This window comes from Mesorhizobium loti, assembly GCA_014189435.1.
Classification (GTDB): Bacteria; Pseudomonadota; Alphaproteobacteria; order Rhizobiales; family Rhizobiaceae; genus Mesorhizobium; species Mesorhizobium loti_G.
Map to the genome: position 1 here is coordinate 1,760,567 of CP050293.1, position 16,276 is coordinate 1,776,842.

The window sequence follows — 16,276 nt, forward strand, 5'->3', positions numbered from 1 at the left end:
TCCATGCTCACCCACGCGCTGATCGGCGACGAAGGCAGAACAATCGACCTTGGCTGGAAGGACGGGTCGCGCACCCGCTTTCACGCCATGTGGCTGCGCGACAATGCGCTGGACGACAAGACGCGCAGCGCCGGCAATGGCCAACGGCTCATCACCATCCTCGACATTCCCGCCGACACGAGGATTGGCGCGGCATCGGTCAAGGGCGGCGCCCTGGAAGTCAGCTTCGTGCCGGAGCAAAAAACGGTGAGTTTCCCAGCGGCATGGCTGAGCGCCAATGCCTATGATCGTAACGCGGCCCGTCAGCCCGGCTGGACAGGCGAGGCCACCGTGCGATGGACCAAGGCCTCGATGCAGAATTCGGTGCCGCGCGCCGGCTATGTCGCGGCCAGCCGCGATCGCGCCGTGCTGGGGCAATGGCTGTCGGCGGTGAAAACCTATGGCTTCGCGGTGATGGACGACCTGCCGACCGAATCCGGGGCGCTGTGCAACGTGTCCGATCTTTTCGGCTATATCAGGGAAACCAACTACGGGCGCTGGTTCGAAGTGCGCGCGGAGGTCAATCCGAGCAATCTCGCCTACACCAATCTCGGCCTGCAGGCACATACCGACAATCCCTATCGCGACCCGGTGCCGACGCTGCAGATCCTGTCCTGCATCGAAAATACAGTTGAGGGCGGCGAGTCCAGTGTCGTCGACGGTTTTGCCGTCGCGGCCGCGCTACAGGCCGAGAACCCCGAAGGCTTCCGGCTGTTGAGTTCATGCCCGGCGCGCTTCGAATATGCCGGCTCATCGGGCGTGCGGCTGCAGGCGAAGCGGCCGATGATCGAGCTCGGACCCGATGGCGAGCTGATCTGCATCCGCTTCAACAACCGCTCGCTGGCGCCGACGGTCGATGTGCCGTTCGCCGACATGGAGGCGTACTACGCCGCCTATCGCCGCTTCGCGGAACTGATCGAGGATCCGTCCTTCGAGGTGACGTTCAAGCTCGAAGCGGGGCAGGCGTTCATCGTCGACAACACGCGCGTCATGCATGCACGTAAGGCGTTTTCCGGCACCGGCAAGCGCTGGCTGCAGGGCTGTTACGCCGACAAGGATGGCCTGCTGTCGACGCTCGCGGCGATCGAGCACGGGTTCAAGGAGGAGGCGGCGGAATGAGCGGCCAGGACCTGAACGCGGACACCATCGTCGAATTCATCGCCGACATCTTTGAGCGCCGGGGCGCGGAATCCTATCTTGGCGAACCCGTGACCATGTCGGAGCACATGCTGCAGGGCGCCTGGTTCGCCGAAAAGGACGGCGCGCCCGACGAGCTGGTCGCGGCGGCCCTGCTGCACGACATCGGCCACTACACCAGCGAGTTCGGCACCTATTCGCCCGAGGATGTCGAGGACAAGCATCATGACGAGGCTGGCGGCGAGGTGCTGGCGCCGTTCTTTCCGCCTGTCATCGTCGAGTGCGTCAGGCTGCATGTCGCGGCCAAGCGCTATCTCTGCGCCACCGACCCGACCTATTTCGGCAAGCTCTCGCAGGCCTCGGTCCACACGCTGTCGCTGCAAGGCGGGCCGATGAGCGCCGAGGAGGTGGCCGAGTTCCGCAAGAACCCGTTCCACGAGGAAGCGGTCCGAGTCCGCATCTGGGATGAGAGCGGCAAGATCGCCAACATGAAGACGCGGACGTTTCGCGACTACGTGCCGCTGCTGCAGCGGGTTGTCAGCGACTTTCGCGATCGCGCCTGACGGCGACAACCGGGAGGCAACAGATGTGCTTCTGCTTCGATGGGCAAGGAGCGGTGATGCCGCACAGGCCCGACAATTGCCGAGAGCGCGAGCGTGCCGCAGGCCTTTCTGAAAGCCCGCCGAGCATTGCTCGTGGAGAACCGGGCCGTCTCCAAGCCGCCAGAGCGGCCGGACCGGTTGAGGCCGTGCAGATCAGCAACTGACAGCGGTACAGGGTTGGAGGTGCGGTGTTGGCCGCACCTCGGCTGTTTTACTATCCCTTGTGGTGAACCTGCTGCAGCCCATAGACCGGCGTCGCGATGCCTTCGTGCCGCGCCTTCAGTTGCAGCGACAGGAATTGCGAATAGTGGCGTGACTGGTGCAGATTTCCGCCGTGGAACCACAGCGCTTCCTGTTGCGTCGGCTTCCACATGTTGCGCAACTCGCCTTCCCAGGGGCCGGGATCCTTGGTGGTGTTCGAGCCGAGGCCCCAGCATTTGCCGACCTTGTCGGCGGTTTCGCGCGATATCAGATCGGCGGCCCAGCCGTTCATCGAGCCGTAGCCGGTGGCGTAGACGATGAGGTCCGCAGGCAGTTCCGACCCGTCGCTGAGCAGAACCGAGTGCTGCTTGATCTCCTTGACGTCGACGCCGCTCTTCAGCTTGATCGAACCGTCGATGACCAGCTGCGAGGCGCCAACATCGATGTAATAGCCGGAACCGCGTCTGAGGTACTTCATGAACAGGCCGGACTCGTCGTCGCCCCAGTCGAGCATGAAACCGGCCTTTTCCAGTCCCTTGTAGAATGTCGCGTCGCGTTTCTTCATCTCGGCATAGGCCGGGATCTGGAACTCGTGCAGGATCTTGTAGGGCAGCGAGGCAAAGATCAGGTCGGCCTTGGCCGTGGTGATGCCATTCTGCAGCGCCTGCTCCGAATACAGCGAACCCAGTCCGATTTCCATCAACGTGTCGGATCTGGAGATATGGGTACTCGAGCGCTGCACCATGGTGACGTCGGCGCCGGCTTCCCAAAGTGCGGCAGCGATGTCATGGGCGGAATTGTTGGATCCGATGACAACGGCCTTTTTGCCGGCATAGGCGTCGGGACCCGGATGCTTCGAGGAGTGGTGCTGGTCGCCCTTGAAGGTTTCCATGCCCTTGAATTTCGGCAGATTGGCCTTGCCGGACTGTCCGGTCGCCAGCACCAGCTGCTTGGGCCTCAGCGTGATGTCCTTGCCATCGCGGTGGACGACGACGGTCCATTCCTTCTTCTTGTCGTCATAGGAAGCGCTTTTGGCCTCGGTCGAGGACCAGTAATTCAGCTCCATCACCTTGGTGTACATTTCCAGCCAGTCGCCGATCTTGTCCTTGGGCGAGAAGACCGGCCAGTTCTTCGGGAAATCGATATAGGGCAGATGGTCGTACCAGACCGGGTCATGCAGGCAGAGCGACTTGTAGCGTTTGCGCCAGCTGTCGCCGGCCCGCTCGTTCTTCTCGATGATGATGGTCGGCACGCCGAGTTGCCGCAGCCGTGCGCCGAGCGCGATGCCGCCCTGGCCGCCGCCGATGATGACCGTATAGGGCTGCGTCTTGAAGCCGAGCTCGGCGGCCTCCTTCTCGCGCTCTTCCTTCCATGTCGGACGGTTCTTGCCCGAGCCATGTTTGGCGCCCATCGGCCGCGCGAAGCCCGCCGGCTCCTCATGGCCTTTCAACTCGGCCATGGTGGTCAGCAGCGTCCAGATCTTGCCGTCCTTCAGCCTGATATGGCCGAAGCCGCGCGCCACCTCCGTCTCGAAGCTGATCCAGCCCTCGATCAACCCGCCGCTCGCGGTCGCGTCCTCGCCCTTGGCGATGGCGAAGTGTGACGGCCTGGTTTTCGACAACTGGCTTTTCAGCATGTCGCGGACCTGGTCGCGGCCTTCCATGGTCTTGATGTTCCAGGTGAAGGTGACGAGGTCGCGCCAGTAGCAATCCTCCTGAAAGCAATCGACCGCTTTCTCGATGTCATTGGCGGCCAGGGCGGCGCCGAATTGGTCGAGCAGGTCGGACAGTTTCTTGCTAGGGGCCTTGTCGAGCATCAGGTTTCCTCCCGTGAAATCCAGATCGTCATGGTGGTTCCGCCGGACTTGCCGGCCGGACGATCAAGTATCGGCAAAGATGGCGGCTCTCGTCACGCCCCACCATAGTTTCAAGCGGTTTCAAAGGCTTATCCGTAAATCGATATCAACAGGCGGCTTCGGAACACGCAAGCGTCGAGAACGGGCGCTCCGATTCCGAACGCCGGGACAATGCCGCGCCGGTCGCGCAAAATTGATGGCCATATGCCGCAATGCGGTCACCGAGGCTGACGACAACCGATCGGTGAGAAGCCGGGAAGCGGTGGCGGGCAACAGGGCGGTTCCTGGGGATTTTCTCGATGCGGAACTCTGGAGCCCGTTATGCAAGTATTTTTGGTTCATTCTATTGGCCGGCGCGGACGCGCCGCTGCCATGGCTCTGGTCATGGCCATGAGCGCGACCTTGACCAGCCCGCTGGTTCTGCCCGCAAGTCAGGCGCACGCGGCGGAAATTTCCGTCACCATCCGCGAAAGGCTTTCAAACTATGGCGGATGGCGAACCTCCAGCCGCTTCGGCGATGTCTGGGTTCCGACAGTCCGTACCGAATGGCGGCCCTACACCGAAGGTCGATGGATCTGGACCGACGATGGCTGGTACTGGCAATCCACCGAGCCATTCGGCGATGTCGTCTATCACTATGGCCGCTGGGCCTATGATCCCGATTTCGGCTGGGTGTGGATCGCCGGCGATCAATGGGCGCCAGCCTGGGTGGTCTGGCGCCAGGGCGGCAACGATGTCGGCTGGGCTCCGGCGCCACCCGACGTCGACGGCGCCTTCGACGATGCCTGGTGGTGTTTCGTGCCGGTGGCGGCGATCAGCGCGGTCGATCTGGTCAGGGTGGTGCGGCCGGTTCAGGAAAACGTCGTCATCGTGCGCAACACGACGATCATCAACCAGACTGTCGTGGTCAACAACGCGCCGCATGTGCGGCTCGGCAATCAGGTTGTGGCGATCAATGCCGGGCCCAGGCTGCAGCAGTTCCCGAAGCCCGTCATCGAATCGATCAAGGCAGCAAGAGTGGTTCCACCTCGCAAAGGGGTGTTTGCCAGTGCACGGCTCGATGCTTCCAGGGGCGCGGAGATCAAGAGGTTGGCCGGCAATGGAACGCCCGCCCGGACGGCCAATGGAAACGGGCAGACCGTGGCGGGCCATGGCCCCAAGATGCTGACCGGCGACAAGGCCATTTCTCCGGGCGCTGTGGTAGCGGGCAATCCCGCCATCGCCAAATCGGGTGATGCCGTGCGCAGGCGGATGGTCGCCGGCGGCGTGAAGGCAGATGCCAACAAGAACGCAGGCAATGGACGGATTGCGGTAAAAACGCCGTCCAACCAGGCTTTGTCCGGGCAGCGCCTTGTACGCGTGGCCGGGCCGCAAAAGCCACATCAGCAGGCGCTGGCAATGCACACGCCCCAGCACCATGGTCCGGCGAAAGTGGCGCCCCACCGTCCACCGGCAAAGATGCAGGCCAAGAAGGTGTCCAAATGCGATCCGCGCGTTTCCCGCTGCAAGGCGCCGGGCTGACCACTGCAGCCGCGCCGGCACGTTGTGCGCGCCGGCGCGATTTTTCCCGTTGACAGGCTGCCTTTCTCGCCCTTAGTGTCCGCCACCATGAAAACGGCACTCATTCTCGTAGGAAAGCGCGTGGGCAAGGCGGTGTAACCGCCGGGCGAAAACCCCCCATGCGCAAGACACAGGCTCCCTCGGGGGCCTTTTTTATTGCCTGAAACACGACTAAACGACCAATAACACCCACATGGCAACGCCCAAAGGGCGACAGTACGGGACCAGACCGATGAGCAACGGACAGAACGAGCGGCGCGAAATGACAGGCGCCGAAATGGTGGTGCAGGCGCTGAAGGACAATGGCGTCAAGCATGTCTTCGGCTATCCCGGCGGCGCTGTCCTTCCGATCTATGACGAGATCTTCCAGCAGGACGAGGTCGAGCACATCCTGGTGCGCCACGAGCAGGGCGCCGGCCATGCGGCGGAAGGCTATGCGCGCTCGACCGGCAAGGCCGGCGTGATGCTGGTGACCTCCGGCCCCGGCGCCACCAACGCGGTGACGCCGCTGCAGGACGCGTTGATGGATTCGATCCCGCTGGTCTGCCTGACCGGGCAGGTGCCGACCTCGCTGATCGGCTCGGACGCTTTTCAGGAATGCGATACGGTCGGCATCACGCGCCCCTGCACCAAGCACAATTGGCTGGTGAAGGATGTCAACGAACTCGCCGCGACCATCCACGAGGCTTTCCATGTCGCGACCACCGGCCGTCCCGGTCCGGTCGTCGTCGACATCCCGAAGGACGTGCAGTTCGCCAAGGGATTCTACGTCCCGCCGCAGATCGCGCCGCGCACCAGCTACCAGCCGAAGGTCCAGGGCGACCTGGAAAAGATCAAGGCGGCAGTCGAACTGATGGCCGGCGCCAAAAAGCCGATCATCTACAGCGGCGGCGGCGTCATCAATTCCGGCCCGGAAGCAAGCCATCTGCTGCGCGAACTGGTCGATCTCACCGGTTTCCCGATCACCTCGACGCTGATGGGCCTCGGTGCCTATCCGGCATCGGGCAAGAACTGGATGGGCATGCTGGGCATGCACGGCACCTATGAAGCCAACATGGCCATGCATGATTGCGACGTGATGATCTGTATCGGCGCGCGTTTCGACGACCGCATCACCGGCCGGCTGACCGCGTTCTCGCCGAACTCGAAGAAGATCCACATCGACATCGATCCGTCGTCGATCAACAAGAACGTCCACACCGAGGTGCCGATCATCGGCGATGTCGGCCGGGTGCTGGAGGATATGGTGCGGTTGTGGCGGGCAAATGCCAAGGCCGACAAGAAGGCGCTCTACCCCTGGTGGGAGCAGATCGCCAAATGGCGTGCGCGCGACTCGCTCGCCTACAAGATGAACAACGACGTGATCATGCCGCAATACGCGATCGAGCGGCTCTATGCGCTGACCAAGGACATGGACACCTACATCACCACCGAGGTCGGCCAGCACCAGATGTGGGCGGCGCAGCACTATCATTTCGAGAAGCCGAACCGCTGGATGACGTCGGGCGGGCTGGGCACGATGGGCTATGGCCTGCCGGCGGCCCTCGGCGTGCAGATCGCGCATCCCGATGCGCTGGTCATCGACATTGCCGGCGACGCTTCCGTGCAGATGACGATGCAGGAGATGAGCGCTGCCGTTCAGCACAATGCGCCGATCAAGATCTTCATCTTGAACAACCAGTATATGGGCATGGTGCGGCAGTGGCAGCAGCTGCTGCATGGCAACCGGCTGTCGCATTCCTACACCGAAGCGATGCCCGATTTCGTCAAGCTGGCCGAAGCCTATGGCGGCCACGGCATTCGCTGCGAGAAGCCGGGCGAACTGGACGACGCGATCAAGGAGATGATTGCGGTGAAGAAGCCGGTGCTGTTCGATTGCCGCGTGGCGACGCTCGCCAACTGCTTCCCGATGATCCCGTCGGGCAAGGCGCACAACGAGATGCTGTTGCCCGACGAGGCGACCGACGAGGCGGTGGCCAACGCCATCGACGCCAAGGGCAGGGAACTGGTGTAGCCGGCAAAGACGAGGCAGGGCTGTCGCGAGAAGCCGTGCGCAAACAGAGAATTAGCTCAAGAGCTTGAAATCGAGATTCATGTCATGAACGCACAGCTACAGCCGACCGGTTCGGCCTATTTCATCGCCAAGGAAACGGAAAAGCCGGAAAACCACACGCTCTCCGTGCTGGTCGACAACGAGCCGGGCGTGCTTGCCCGGGTCATCGGCCTGTTTTCCGGGCGCGGCTATAACATCGAGAGCCTGACCGTCTCCGAGACCGAACATGAGAAGCACCTGTCGCGCATCACCATCGTGACGCGCGGCACGCCGCATGTGCTGGAGCAGATCAAGCATCAGCTCGAACGCATCGTGCCGGTGCACCGGGTCGTCGACCTGACCGTGCGTTCGCATGAATCCGGCCAGGAGCGGCCGCTGGAGCGCGAGCTGGCGCTGGTCAAGGTGGCCGGCACCGGCGAGGCTCGCGTCGAGGCATTGCGGCTGGCCGACGCGTTCCGCGCCAGCGTCATCGATGCCAATACCGAGCATTTCATCTTCGAGATCACCGGCAAGGGCTCCAAGATCGACCAGTTCATCGCCATCATGAAGCCGCTCGGCCTGGTCGAAATCTGCCGCACCGGCGTGGCGGCGTTGAACCGCGGCCCACAGGCGATGTAGGGCTTCGGCGGCAAGCGCCGGACGGCATCGCGCTTTCAAAAAAGGGAGGCTTCTGGCCCCGCTATAGGCGGTCCGTGGCCTTTGTGCGGTCGCCGAGAAGAGACAATAATGCTGACTTATCAGGGAGGATATTATGTCGCTTGATGCATTCCTTGCCCTGCTCGTCTACGCCTTCGTGACGTCGATCACGCCGGGGCCGAACAATCTCATGCTTCTGGCATCGGGGGTGAATTTCGGCATCGTCAGGACCGTTCCGCACATGCTTGGCATCAGCATGGGTTTCCTGGTGTTGCTGCTTGCGGTCGGCCTTGGCCTTGGCGCTGTGTTGACGGCGTTTCCGGCGCTGCACACCGGTTTGAAGATCGCCGGCGGCGCCTACCTTTGTATCTCGCCTGGAAGGTCGCCATGTCGCGCACGCTGACCGGCAAGGGCGAGACGAACGCCCGGCCCATGCGCTTCATCGATGCGGCTGCGTTCCAATGGGTCAATCCCAAGGCATGGGTGATGGCGATAACCGCCATGGCCGTCTATACCAATGCCGAGCACCCGTTCCTGTCGATGGTGTTGATCGCCGTGGCGTTCACCGTCGTCAATTTGCCGAGCGTCTCGGTGTGGGCGGGTTTCGGCACCGCGCTGCGCGGTTTCCTGTCGGACCCGGTGCGGCTGAAATGGTTCAACATCGCCATGGGCGTGCTGCTGGCGGCGACGCTTTGGCCGATGCTTAAATAGGCCTGGGGCGCACAGGATCCGGACTCTCGGCGGACCGTCCGGATCGGGAGCCAGGCCGTGTTGCACATCCATTGTGCAGTGCACATTAAATCTTCGTAATGCCGTGTTTTGGCCCTTTTCCGACAAAGGCGTGTCCTATCTATTCGGCGAAATCGCGGCAAAGGGCCGTGATTTGCGCTAGAATAGATCCATCGGACCACGACGTGTCGGGTGGAGAGGGCCTTTGACCATGCGTGGAAAAGTCGTTCTTTCGCTGCTTGCCGTCGCTTGCCTGGGCGCGGCGGGGTGGCTTTATCTTTCGCCTGATGCGCTGGGCAAGGTTCAACAACTGGTTGGCGCAAAGCAGGTGGCTGCATCGGACAAACCGGCAGCGGCTTCCGCCAAAAAGACTCCAGCGCGGCGCGCTCGGCCTCCATCCTCTCGGCCGTCGCCTCGACCGCCGATTTCCCGATCCGGCGTTACGCGATTGGCTTCGTCTCCTCTCCAGCCGTTGTCAGCATCAATGCGCGTGTGTCCAGCCAGATCGTCTCGATCGACGTCAAGGACGGGCAGATGGTCAGGGTTGGCGACGTTCTGTTTTCGCTCGATGACCGGGCGCTGAAGGCGCAGCTTGCCAAGGATCAGGCGACGCTCGCCAAGGACCAGGCGATGCTCGCCAGCTCCCAGTCCGACCTCCAGCGCGCCAAGGATCTGGTCGCCAAGCAGGCCGGCACGCAGCAGACCTACGATCAGGCCGTCGCTGCGGCGAAGGCTGCCGCGGCGACTGTCGATGCCGACAAGGCGACAATCGACGCCGACAATGTCCAGCTTGGCTTTGCCACCATCACGGCGCCGATTTCCGGCAGGCTGGGCGCGGTCAGCGTCGCCGTCGGCGATCTCGTCACCACCAGCAATGGCAACAGCAGCACGGCGACGCCGCTTGTCACCATCACCCAGATGGACCCGCTGCAGGTCAACTTCAATCTGCCGGAAAGCAATCTGGCGCTGCTGCACAAGGCACTTGCAAATCCGCAGCAAGGGGCAGTGACGCTGACCAAGGACGGCGACCCGACACCGATCGGCAAGGGCACGCTCGATTTCGTCGATTCCAGCGTCGACACCGCGTCGGGCACGATTGCCACGCGGGCAAGCATTCCCAATGCCGACCTTTCGCTATGGCCGGGCCAGTATGTGAATGTCGTGCTCGACGCCGGCATCATGCCGCAGATGACATCGGTTCCGACGGTCGCGGTGCAGCCCAGCCAGAAGGGGCCATTCGTCTATGTGGTCAAGCCGGACAACACCGTCGAGATGCGGCCGGTGCAGGTGGCGCTGACCGAAGGCGAGAACAGCGCCATCAGCCAGGGGCTGAAAAGCGGTGAGAAGGTGGTCACCGAAGGCCAGACAAGGCTGAAGGACGGCGCCGCCGTGCATGAAGGCAAGGCCACGGCGAGTGCTGCCGCGCCCAAGGTGGCCGAGGCGACCAACGCCGGCGAGGCGGCACAATGATCTCCGAATTCTGCATTCGCAGGCCCGTCGCTACCCTTCTGATGTCGTTCGCCCTCGTGCTGGGCGGGCTGTTTGCCTACAAGTTCCTGCCGGTGGCGGCACTGCCCAGCGCCGAATTCCCTGTGGTCAACGTCTCGGCCTCGCTGCCCGGCGCCTCGCCGGAAACCATGGCGACATCGGTGGCGACGCCGCTGATCAAGCAGTTCGCGACCATTGCCGGCATCGATTCGATCTCGACCACCAACTCGCTTGGCCAGACCTCGATCGCCATCCAGTTCGTGCTCAACCGCGACATCGACGCAGCCGCGGCCGACGTGCAGGCGGCGATCGCGCGCACGCAGAAATCGCTGCCGCCGCAGATGACGGCGCCGCCGAGCTATCGCAAGGTCAATCCGGCCGACGCGCCGATCCTTTTGATGTCGCTGGTCAGCGACACGGTTCCGCTGACCGATCTCGATGCGTTCGCGGAAAACGTCATCTCGCCGTCGTTGTCGACCATCGACGGGGTGGCGCAGGTTTCGATCTTCGGCCAGCAGAAATACGCGGTGCGCATCCAGATCGACCCGACCGCGCTTGCCGCGCGCGGCATCTCGATCGATCAGCTACAGGCGGCGGTTGCCTCGGCCAACAGCAACACGCCGCTCGGCGTACTGCAGAACGACAAGCAGCAGCTCACCATCACCGCCAACACGCAACTGACCGACGCGGCCGGCTTCTCCAACATCATCATCGCCACCAAGAACGGTCACCCGGTACGGCTGGGCGAGGTGACCCGCGTCGTCGATTCGGTGCAAACCACGACGACGGCAAGTTGGTACGATGGCACCCGCGCGATCATCATGGCCGTGCAGCGCCAGCCCGACGCCAACACCGTCGACGTCGTCGACAAGGTGAAGGCGATGCTGCCGTCCTTCCAGGACCAGATGCCGGCCGCTGCACAGATCAAGCTGCTCAACGACCGTTCGGCCTCTATCCGCCAGGCCGTCAGCGACGTGCAGTTCACGCTGCTGCTCACCATTGCCTTGGTGATCATGGTGATCTTCGTGTTCCTGCGTCGGGTGACGGCGACCATCATCCCGGCCGTGGCGGTGCCGATCTCGCTGATCGCCACGCTCGGCGCAATGTTCCTGTTTGGCTTTTCCATCGACAACATCTCGCTGATGGGCCTCACGCTCGCCGTCGGCCTCGTCGTCGACGACGCCATCGTCATGCTGGAAAACATCTTCCGCCATATGGAGGAGGATGGGCTGTCGGCCTTCGATGCGTCGCTGAAGGGCGCACGCGAAATCGGCTTCACCATCATCTCGATCTCGATCTCGCTGGTGGCGGTGTTCATCCCGGTGCTGCTGATGGGCGGCGTCATTGGGCGCATCTTCAACGAGTTCGCCGTCGTGGTGACCGTCGCCATCCTGGCGTCGATGTTCGTGTCGCTGACGCTGACGCCGATGCTGTGCTCGCGGCTGCTGTCGGTGACCAAGGCCGATCGCGACAAGCATGGCCCCGGCCACAAGCATGACCTTGTCACACGCGGCTACGACCGGGTCCTGAGTTTCTGCCTGCGGCACACCTTCCTGGTGTTCCTCGTCTTCGTCGGCACCGCTGCAGCGTCGGTGTGGCTGATCCAGATCTCGCCGAAGGGCTTCTTCCCGCAGGAGGACATCGGCCAGATATCGGTGACCACCATCGCGCGCCAGGACATCTCGTTCGACGCCATGTCCAAGCTGCAAGGGCAGGTCGCCAGCGTCTTCTCGCATTCGCCCTATGTCGACCATGTGGCGTGGTCGGCGGGCAGCGGCAACAACGCGCTCAACCAGGGGCAGCTCTTCGTCCAGCTCAAGGGCAAGGACCAGCGCCCCGATATCGAGAAGGTGCTTGCGGACCTGCGCAAGCAACTGGCCGGCGTGGCGGGCATCGAGACCTACATGCAGCCGGTGCAGAATTTGAGGCTCGGGTCGCGGTCGTCGGCCAGCGCCTATCAGCTGGTGGTTCAGGGCCTCGATACCGGCCTGACCGATATCTGGGCGCAGAAACTGAATGACGCGATGGCGGCCGACCATACGAACTTCACCGATGTCACCAGCGACCTGCAGAACAATGCGCTGCAGGCGACGCTGGTGGTGGATCGCGACAAGGCAGCCCAGCTCGGAATCGACACCGACACGCTGCGCTCCGCCCTCTATGGCGGGTTCGGCACCGACCAGGTTTCGACGATCTTCGGTTCGGCTGACAGCTACGAAGTCATCACCGAGCTCGATCCCAAGATCGAGTGGTCGCCCGAGCGGATGCTGGCCATCCAGATGAGGACGGCGAGCGGCAGTCTGGTTCCGCTTGGCGCTTTCGCCCGGGTCGACCGCACGGCCGGCGCCCTGACGGTCAACCAGCTCGGCCAGCTTCCGGCCGTGACCATCTCCTACAATTTGCCGCAGGGCGTAGCGCTCGGCGACAGCGTAACGCGCATCAACGCGCTCAAAGAGCAGATTGGCATGCCGACGGCGATCTCGACCACCTTTGCCGGCACGGCCAAGACCTTCCAGGATTCGCTGGCCAACCAGGGTCTTCTGGTCGGCGGTGCGATCCTGACTATCTACATCGTGCTCGGCATCCTGTACGAGAGCTTCATCCACCCGCTCACAATCCTCACCGGCCTGCCGTCGGCTGTGCTCGGAGCGGTCGTTGCCTTGCGCTTCGCGGGTATGGACCTGTCTGTCATCGCGGTGATCGGCATCCTGATGCTGATCGGCATCGTCAAGAAGAACGGCATCATGATGGTCGACGTCGCGCTCGAACTGCGACGAGAAGGCATGTCCGCCAAGGAGTCGATCCACAAGGCGTGCCTGATGCGGTTCAGGCCGATCATGATGACGACGCTGGCGGCACTGATGGGCACGTTTCCGATCGCGCTCGGCACCGGCGCCAGCGCCGAGCTGCGCCAGCCACTGGGCGTTGCCGTCGTCGGCGGTCTGCTTGCCTCGCAGGCGTTGACCCTGTTCGTGACGCCGGTGATCTACGTCTACATGGAGAATTTCTCGGGCTGGCTGGTCGGGCTTTGGTCGAAGCGCAAGGGCGAGCCGAGCCCGGTCGAAGATGTCGACCAGCCCTCGCTGTTCAAGCCCAGGGAAGACATGCTGCCCGAACCGCAGCGGGCGGCCGCCGAATAGAGACAGGGCCAGCGCCATGTGCCGCTGGCCCAAGGCGTTGCGCTTGCGGTGACATCACCGGAAACGTAATTTGCCGCGATGTCACACGATCATGACCACGACAACGAATTCGATCCGTTTGCCGCCCGCGTGCGCGCATTGGAAACCATCCTCACCCAGAAGGGGTTGATCGATCCGGCCGCGATCGACGTCATCGTCGATACGTACGAGACGAAAATCGGCCCGCGCAACGGCGCCAGGGTGGTGGCGAAAGCCTGGAGCGATCCAGCCTACGCCGACTGGCTGAAGCGCGACGCGACGGCGGCGATCGAATCGCTTGATTACACCGGTCGCCAGGGCGAGCACATGCAGGCGGTGTTCAACACGCAGGATACGCACAATCTCGTCGTCTGCACGCTGTGCTCCTGCTATCCGTGGTCGGTGCTCGGCCTGCCGCCGGTCTGGTACAAGGCGCCGCCCTATCGTTCGCGCGCCGTGATCGATCCGCGGGGCGTTCTGGAAGAATTTGGGCTGACGCTGCCGGCTGGGACAAAAATACGCGTCTGGGATTCGACCGCGGAACTGCGCTATCTCGTCGTGCCGATGCGGCCCGAGGGCACCGAGGGCTGGAGCGAGGAGCGGCTGGCCGAGTTGGTGAGCCGCGATGCGATGATCGGCACCGGCCTGGCGAGACAGCCGGCATGAACGGGCCGCATGATCTTGGCGGACAAATGGGATTCGGCCCCGTCGCGCCGGAAAAAGACGAGCCGTATTTTCATGCCGCATGGGAAAGGCGGGCGCTCGGCGTGACGCTGACTGCCGGCTCCATGGGCGCCTGGAACATCGACGAGAGCCGGCATGCGCGGGAATCGCTGCATCCGGCCGACTATTATGCGTCGAGCTATTATCAGATCTGGATCAAGGCGCTGGAGATGCTGCTCAAGCGCCATGGGTTCATCACGGCGCAGGATCTCAAGGCAGGCACGGCGGTCGATCCGGCCGCGACACCCAAAAGGGTGCTGAAGGCGGAAAACGTGCCGGCGGTGCTGGCCAAGGGCGGACCTTGCGACCGGCCGGTTGCCACGCCGGCGCGGTTCAAGGCCGGCGACCCCGTGCGGACCAGGAACTTCAACCCGACCGGCCACACGCGGCTGCCACGCTACGCACGCGGCAAGCACGGAAAAATCGAGGCCGTGCGCGATGGCTTTGTCTTTCCGGACAGCAATGCGCATGGGCACGGCGAAAACCCGCAATGGGTCTACACCGTGGTTTTCGAAGGATCGGAAATCTGGGGCGAGGGCGCCGACCCGACGCTGACCGTGTCGATCGACGCCTGGGAGAGCTATCTTGAGCCGGCGTGAAGAACTGCCGGCGGGTTTCGACGAACCGGTGTTTGCCGAGCCATGGCAGGCCGAAGCCTTCGCCATGACGGTTGCGCTGCACGACAAGGGCCTGTTTTCGTGGAGCGAATGGGCGCAGGCGCTATCGACCGAAGTGAAGAAGCCAGGCGCCGCGGCTGACGGCCATGACTATTACGAACATTGGCTGGCGGCGCTGGAAAGCCTGCTGGCCTCGAAAGGACTGGCCGCGAGGTCGGACGTCGACGCCATGGCGGAATCCTGGGAGCGCGCCGCGCACGCCACCCCACACGGCAAGCCGGTCCTGCTGGAGAACGATCCCGGCCGACCGGGTAGGTAGTTTCGGCCAGACCGGTCGCGGTAGTCTCGTTTGTTGGTCGTCTCTCAGTTTGGATTTCGGCTCGCGACCCGTGCGGACCTTTAGCCTTGTCGCAAAAATGCTGGTCAGCGCACTAATTGCCCTTCAAGCATTCAGCAATCAAAGCAAGCATCTTGGATTTTTGCTCTTCGGTGGCTCCATCCCACATCTGATTGTGTTCAAGGCCTGGGACACTGCCGATGACCATTTGGAGATCAAGCTGCTGCTTCGTGTCCGGGAGAACGCCCTCATCTGGCTGCTGATCACTCGAACGTATGGAGCAGACACGAGGTTTTGCTGTCCGTGGAAGTGGCATGCGACGGTTGTCCAATGACAAGACGGCGGAGGTAAGTTCAGGGTACTCCATGGCAAAAAGCATCGACAAATCACCACCATTTGAGTGGCCGATGACAATCGAGCCCTTGCCTTTCGTAGCAATGCCTTGCCGCTGCAATGCTTCAATCACGAAGCGGATATTATCGACGCCATTTTGCCAGTTGGATTTCCGAGTAACCGTTAAGACGCCATCCGTCGCAAGAGGAGGGTCACCGGGGAGCTCCTGTTGTATTGATGCCACAACATATCCCTTGGCGGCAAGGTCATTTGCGATAAATGAGTAAGCCGTGTTCTTTCCCTCATAGCCATGAGAAATAATTACTAGCGCCTTCGCATCTTTGCTGGTTGCGGAGACATAGAGAGCCACTGGAATCGCACGATGTCGGATGCTATCGAACAACTCTATGGATTTGTAATTCTCTTGAGCGTGAAGGATATTATGCGAACTGAACAATGTAACTACTATCAGCAGATGCATGATGGAATTTCTGAAGACGAAATTTTGCAAAGTAGTCCCTTTCGGAGGCTTGTGTTGGCGCTCTTGCGCCTTGAATGCTATCGTTAACCCGGATATTTATTCTCAAAACAGCGAGTTATTAGCGTCGTCTTCAGGCGGTAGGAAAGATAAAGTTTTACGAGTTGGATTCGTATTTAAGAAACTATTAATCTGGTGACTGTCGGAAAAGTCAGGTGTGCAAGTCGGCCTTTCGCGACCGACTTTTGCGACAGGTTGAGAGGCGGCTTCCCACCTGGAGCTGAAATTCAAACTGAGGCCCAGTCGCTCTTTTGTTCTCTTTACGTTCTT

At 62.2% G+C, this 16,276-nt stretch carries 11 protein-coding genes and 2 pseudogenes; 11 read left to right on the plus strand and 2 right to left on the minus strand.

Annotated elements, in window-relative coordinates; genetic code table 11:
* Positions 1-3: 3 nt before the first annotated feature.
* Together HB777_08505 and HB777_08510 are read left to right on the plus strand one after the other, a co-directional pair.
* Positions 4-1,158 (plus strand): gamma-butyrobetaine dioxygenase, encoded by a 1,155-nt coding sequence (locus HB777_08505; GenBank protein ID QND63943.1) that lies wholly within the window; start codon positions 4-6, stop codon positions 1,156-1,158.
* Positions 1,155-1,739 (plus strand): HD domain-containing protein, encoded by a 585-nt coding sequence (locus tag HB777_08510; protein QND63944.1) that lies wholly within the window; start codon positions 1,155-1,157, stop codon positions 1,737-1,739. Before HB777_08505 ends, HB777_08510 begins: the two co-directional genes overlap by 4 nt.
* 253 nt (positions 1,740-1,992) lie before the next feature.
* On the opposite strand, the gene HB777_08515 is transcribed toward HB777_08510, so the two are convergent.
* Positions 1,993-3,795: an NAD(P)/FAD-dependent oxidoreductase gene (locus HB777_08515; protein QND63945.1), complete on the minus strand. Its 1,803-nt coding sequence runs from the start codon at positions 3,793-3,795 to the stop codon at positions 1,993-1,995.
* Positions 3,796-4,206: 411 nt separating this feature from the next.
* Here HB777_08515 and HB777_08520 point away from each other — a divergent pair, with 411 nt between their 5' ends.
* From HB777_08520 to HB777_08560, 9 genes and pseudogenes are all read left to right on the plus strand, one after another.
* Positions 4,207-5,355 carry a hypothetical protein gene (locus tag HB777_08520; protein ID QND63946.1) on the plus strand — a complete coding sequence of 383 codons (1,149 nt, stop codon included), beginning with the start codon at positions 4,207-4,209 and terminating at the stop codon, positions 5,353-5,355.
* Positions 5,356-5,626: 271 nt separating this feature from the next.
* The gene (locus HB777_08525; protein QND63947.1) at positions 5,627-7,408 is read left to right on the plus strand and encodes an acetolactate synthase 3 large subunit; all 1,782 of its coding nucleotides are present in this window, start codon (positions 5,627-5,629) and stop codon (positions 7,406-7,408) included.
* A gap of 84 nt (positions 7,409-7,492) precedes the next feature.
* The gene (ilvN, locus tag HB777_08530) at positions 7,493-8,065 is read left to right on the plus strand and encodes an acetolactate synthase small subunit (GenBank protein ID QND63948.1); all 573 of its coding nucleotides are present in this window, start codon (positions 7,493-7,495) and stop codon (positions 8,063-8,065) included.
* Between the two features lie 133 nt (positions 8,066-8,198).
* Positions 8,199-8,794: pseudogene (locus tag HB777_08535) on the plus strand (LysE family translocator).
* A 229-nt stretch (positions 8,795-9,023) separates the two neighbouring features.
* Positions 9,024-10,282: pseudogene (locus HB777_08540) on the plus strand (efflux RND transporter periplasmic adaptor subunit).
* Positions 10,279-13,440 (plus strand): efflux RND transporter permease subunit, encoded by a 3,162-nt coding sequence (locus HB777_08545; protein QND63949.1) that lies wholly within the window; start codon positions 10,279-10,281, stop codon positions 13,438-13,440. The pseudogene HB777_08540 and the gene HB777_08545 overlap by 4 nt, the downstream one beginning before the upstream one ends.
* Before the next feature lie 78 nt (positions 13,441-13,518).
* Positions 13,519-14,124 (plus strand): nitrile hydratase subunit alpha, encoded by a 606-nt coding sequence (nthA, locus tag HB777_08550; GenBank protein QND63950.1) that lies wholly within the window; start codon positions 13,519-13,521, stop codon positions 14,122-14,124.
* Positions 14,121-14,780 carry a nitrile hydratase subunit beta gene (gene nthB, locus HB777_08555; protein ID QND63951.1) on the plus strand — a complete coding sequence of 220 codons (660 nt, stop codon included), beginning with the start codon at positions 14,121-14,123 and terminating at the stop codon, positions 14,778-14,780. The genes nthA and nthB overlap by 4 nt, the downstream gene beginning before the upstream one ends.
* Positions 14,767-15,117, plus strand: coding sequence for a nitrile hydratase accessory protein (locus HB777_08560; GenBank protein QND63952.1), 351 nt, complete (start codon positions 14,767-14,769; stop codon positions 15,115-15,117). The genes nthB and HB777_08560 overlap by 14 nt, the downstream gene beginning before the upstream one ends.
* A 112-nt stretch (positions 15,118-15,229) precedes the next feature.
* Here the strand turns inward: HB777_08560 and HB777_08565 are convergent, their stop codons facing one another.
* Positions 15,230-15,949, minus strand: a complete 720-nt coding sequence (locus HB777_08565; protein ID QND63953.1) for an alpha/beta hydrolase — start codon at positions 15,947-15,949, stop codon at positions 15,230-15,232.
* Positions 15,950-16,276 lie beyond the last annotated feature (327 nt).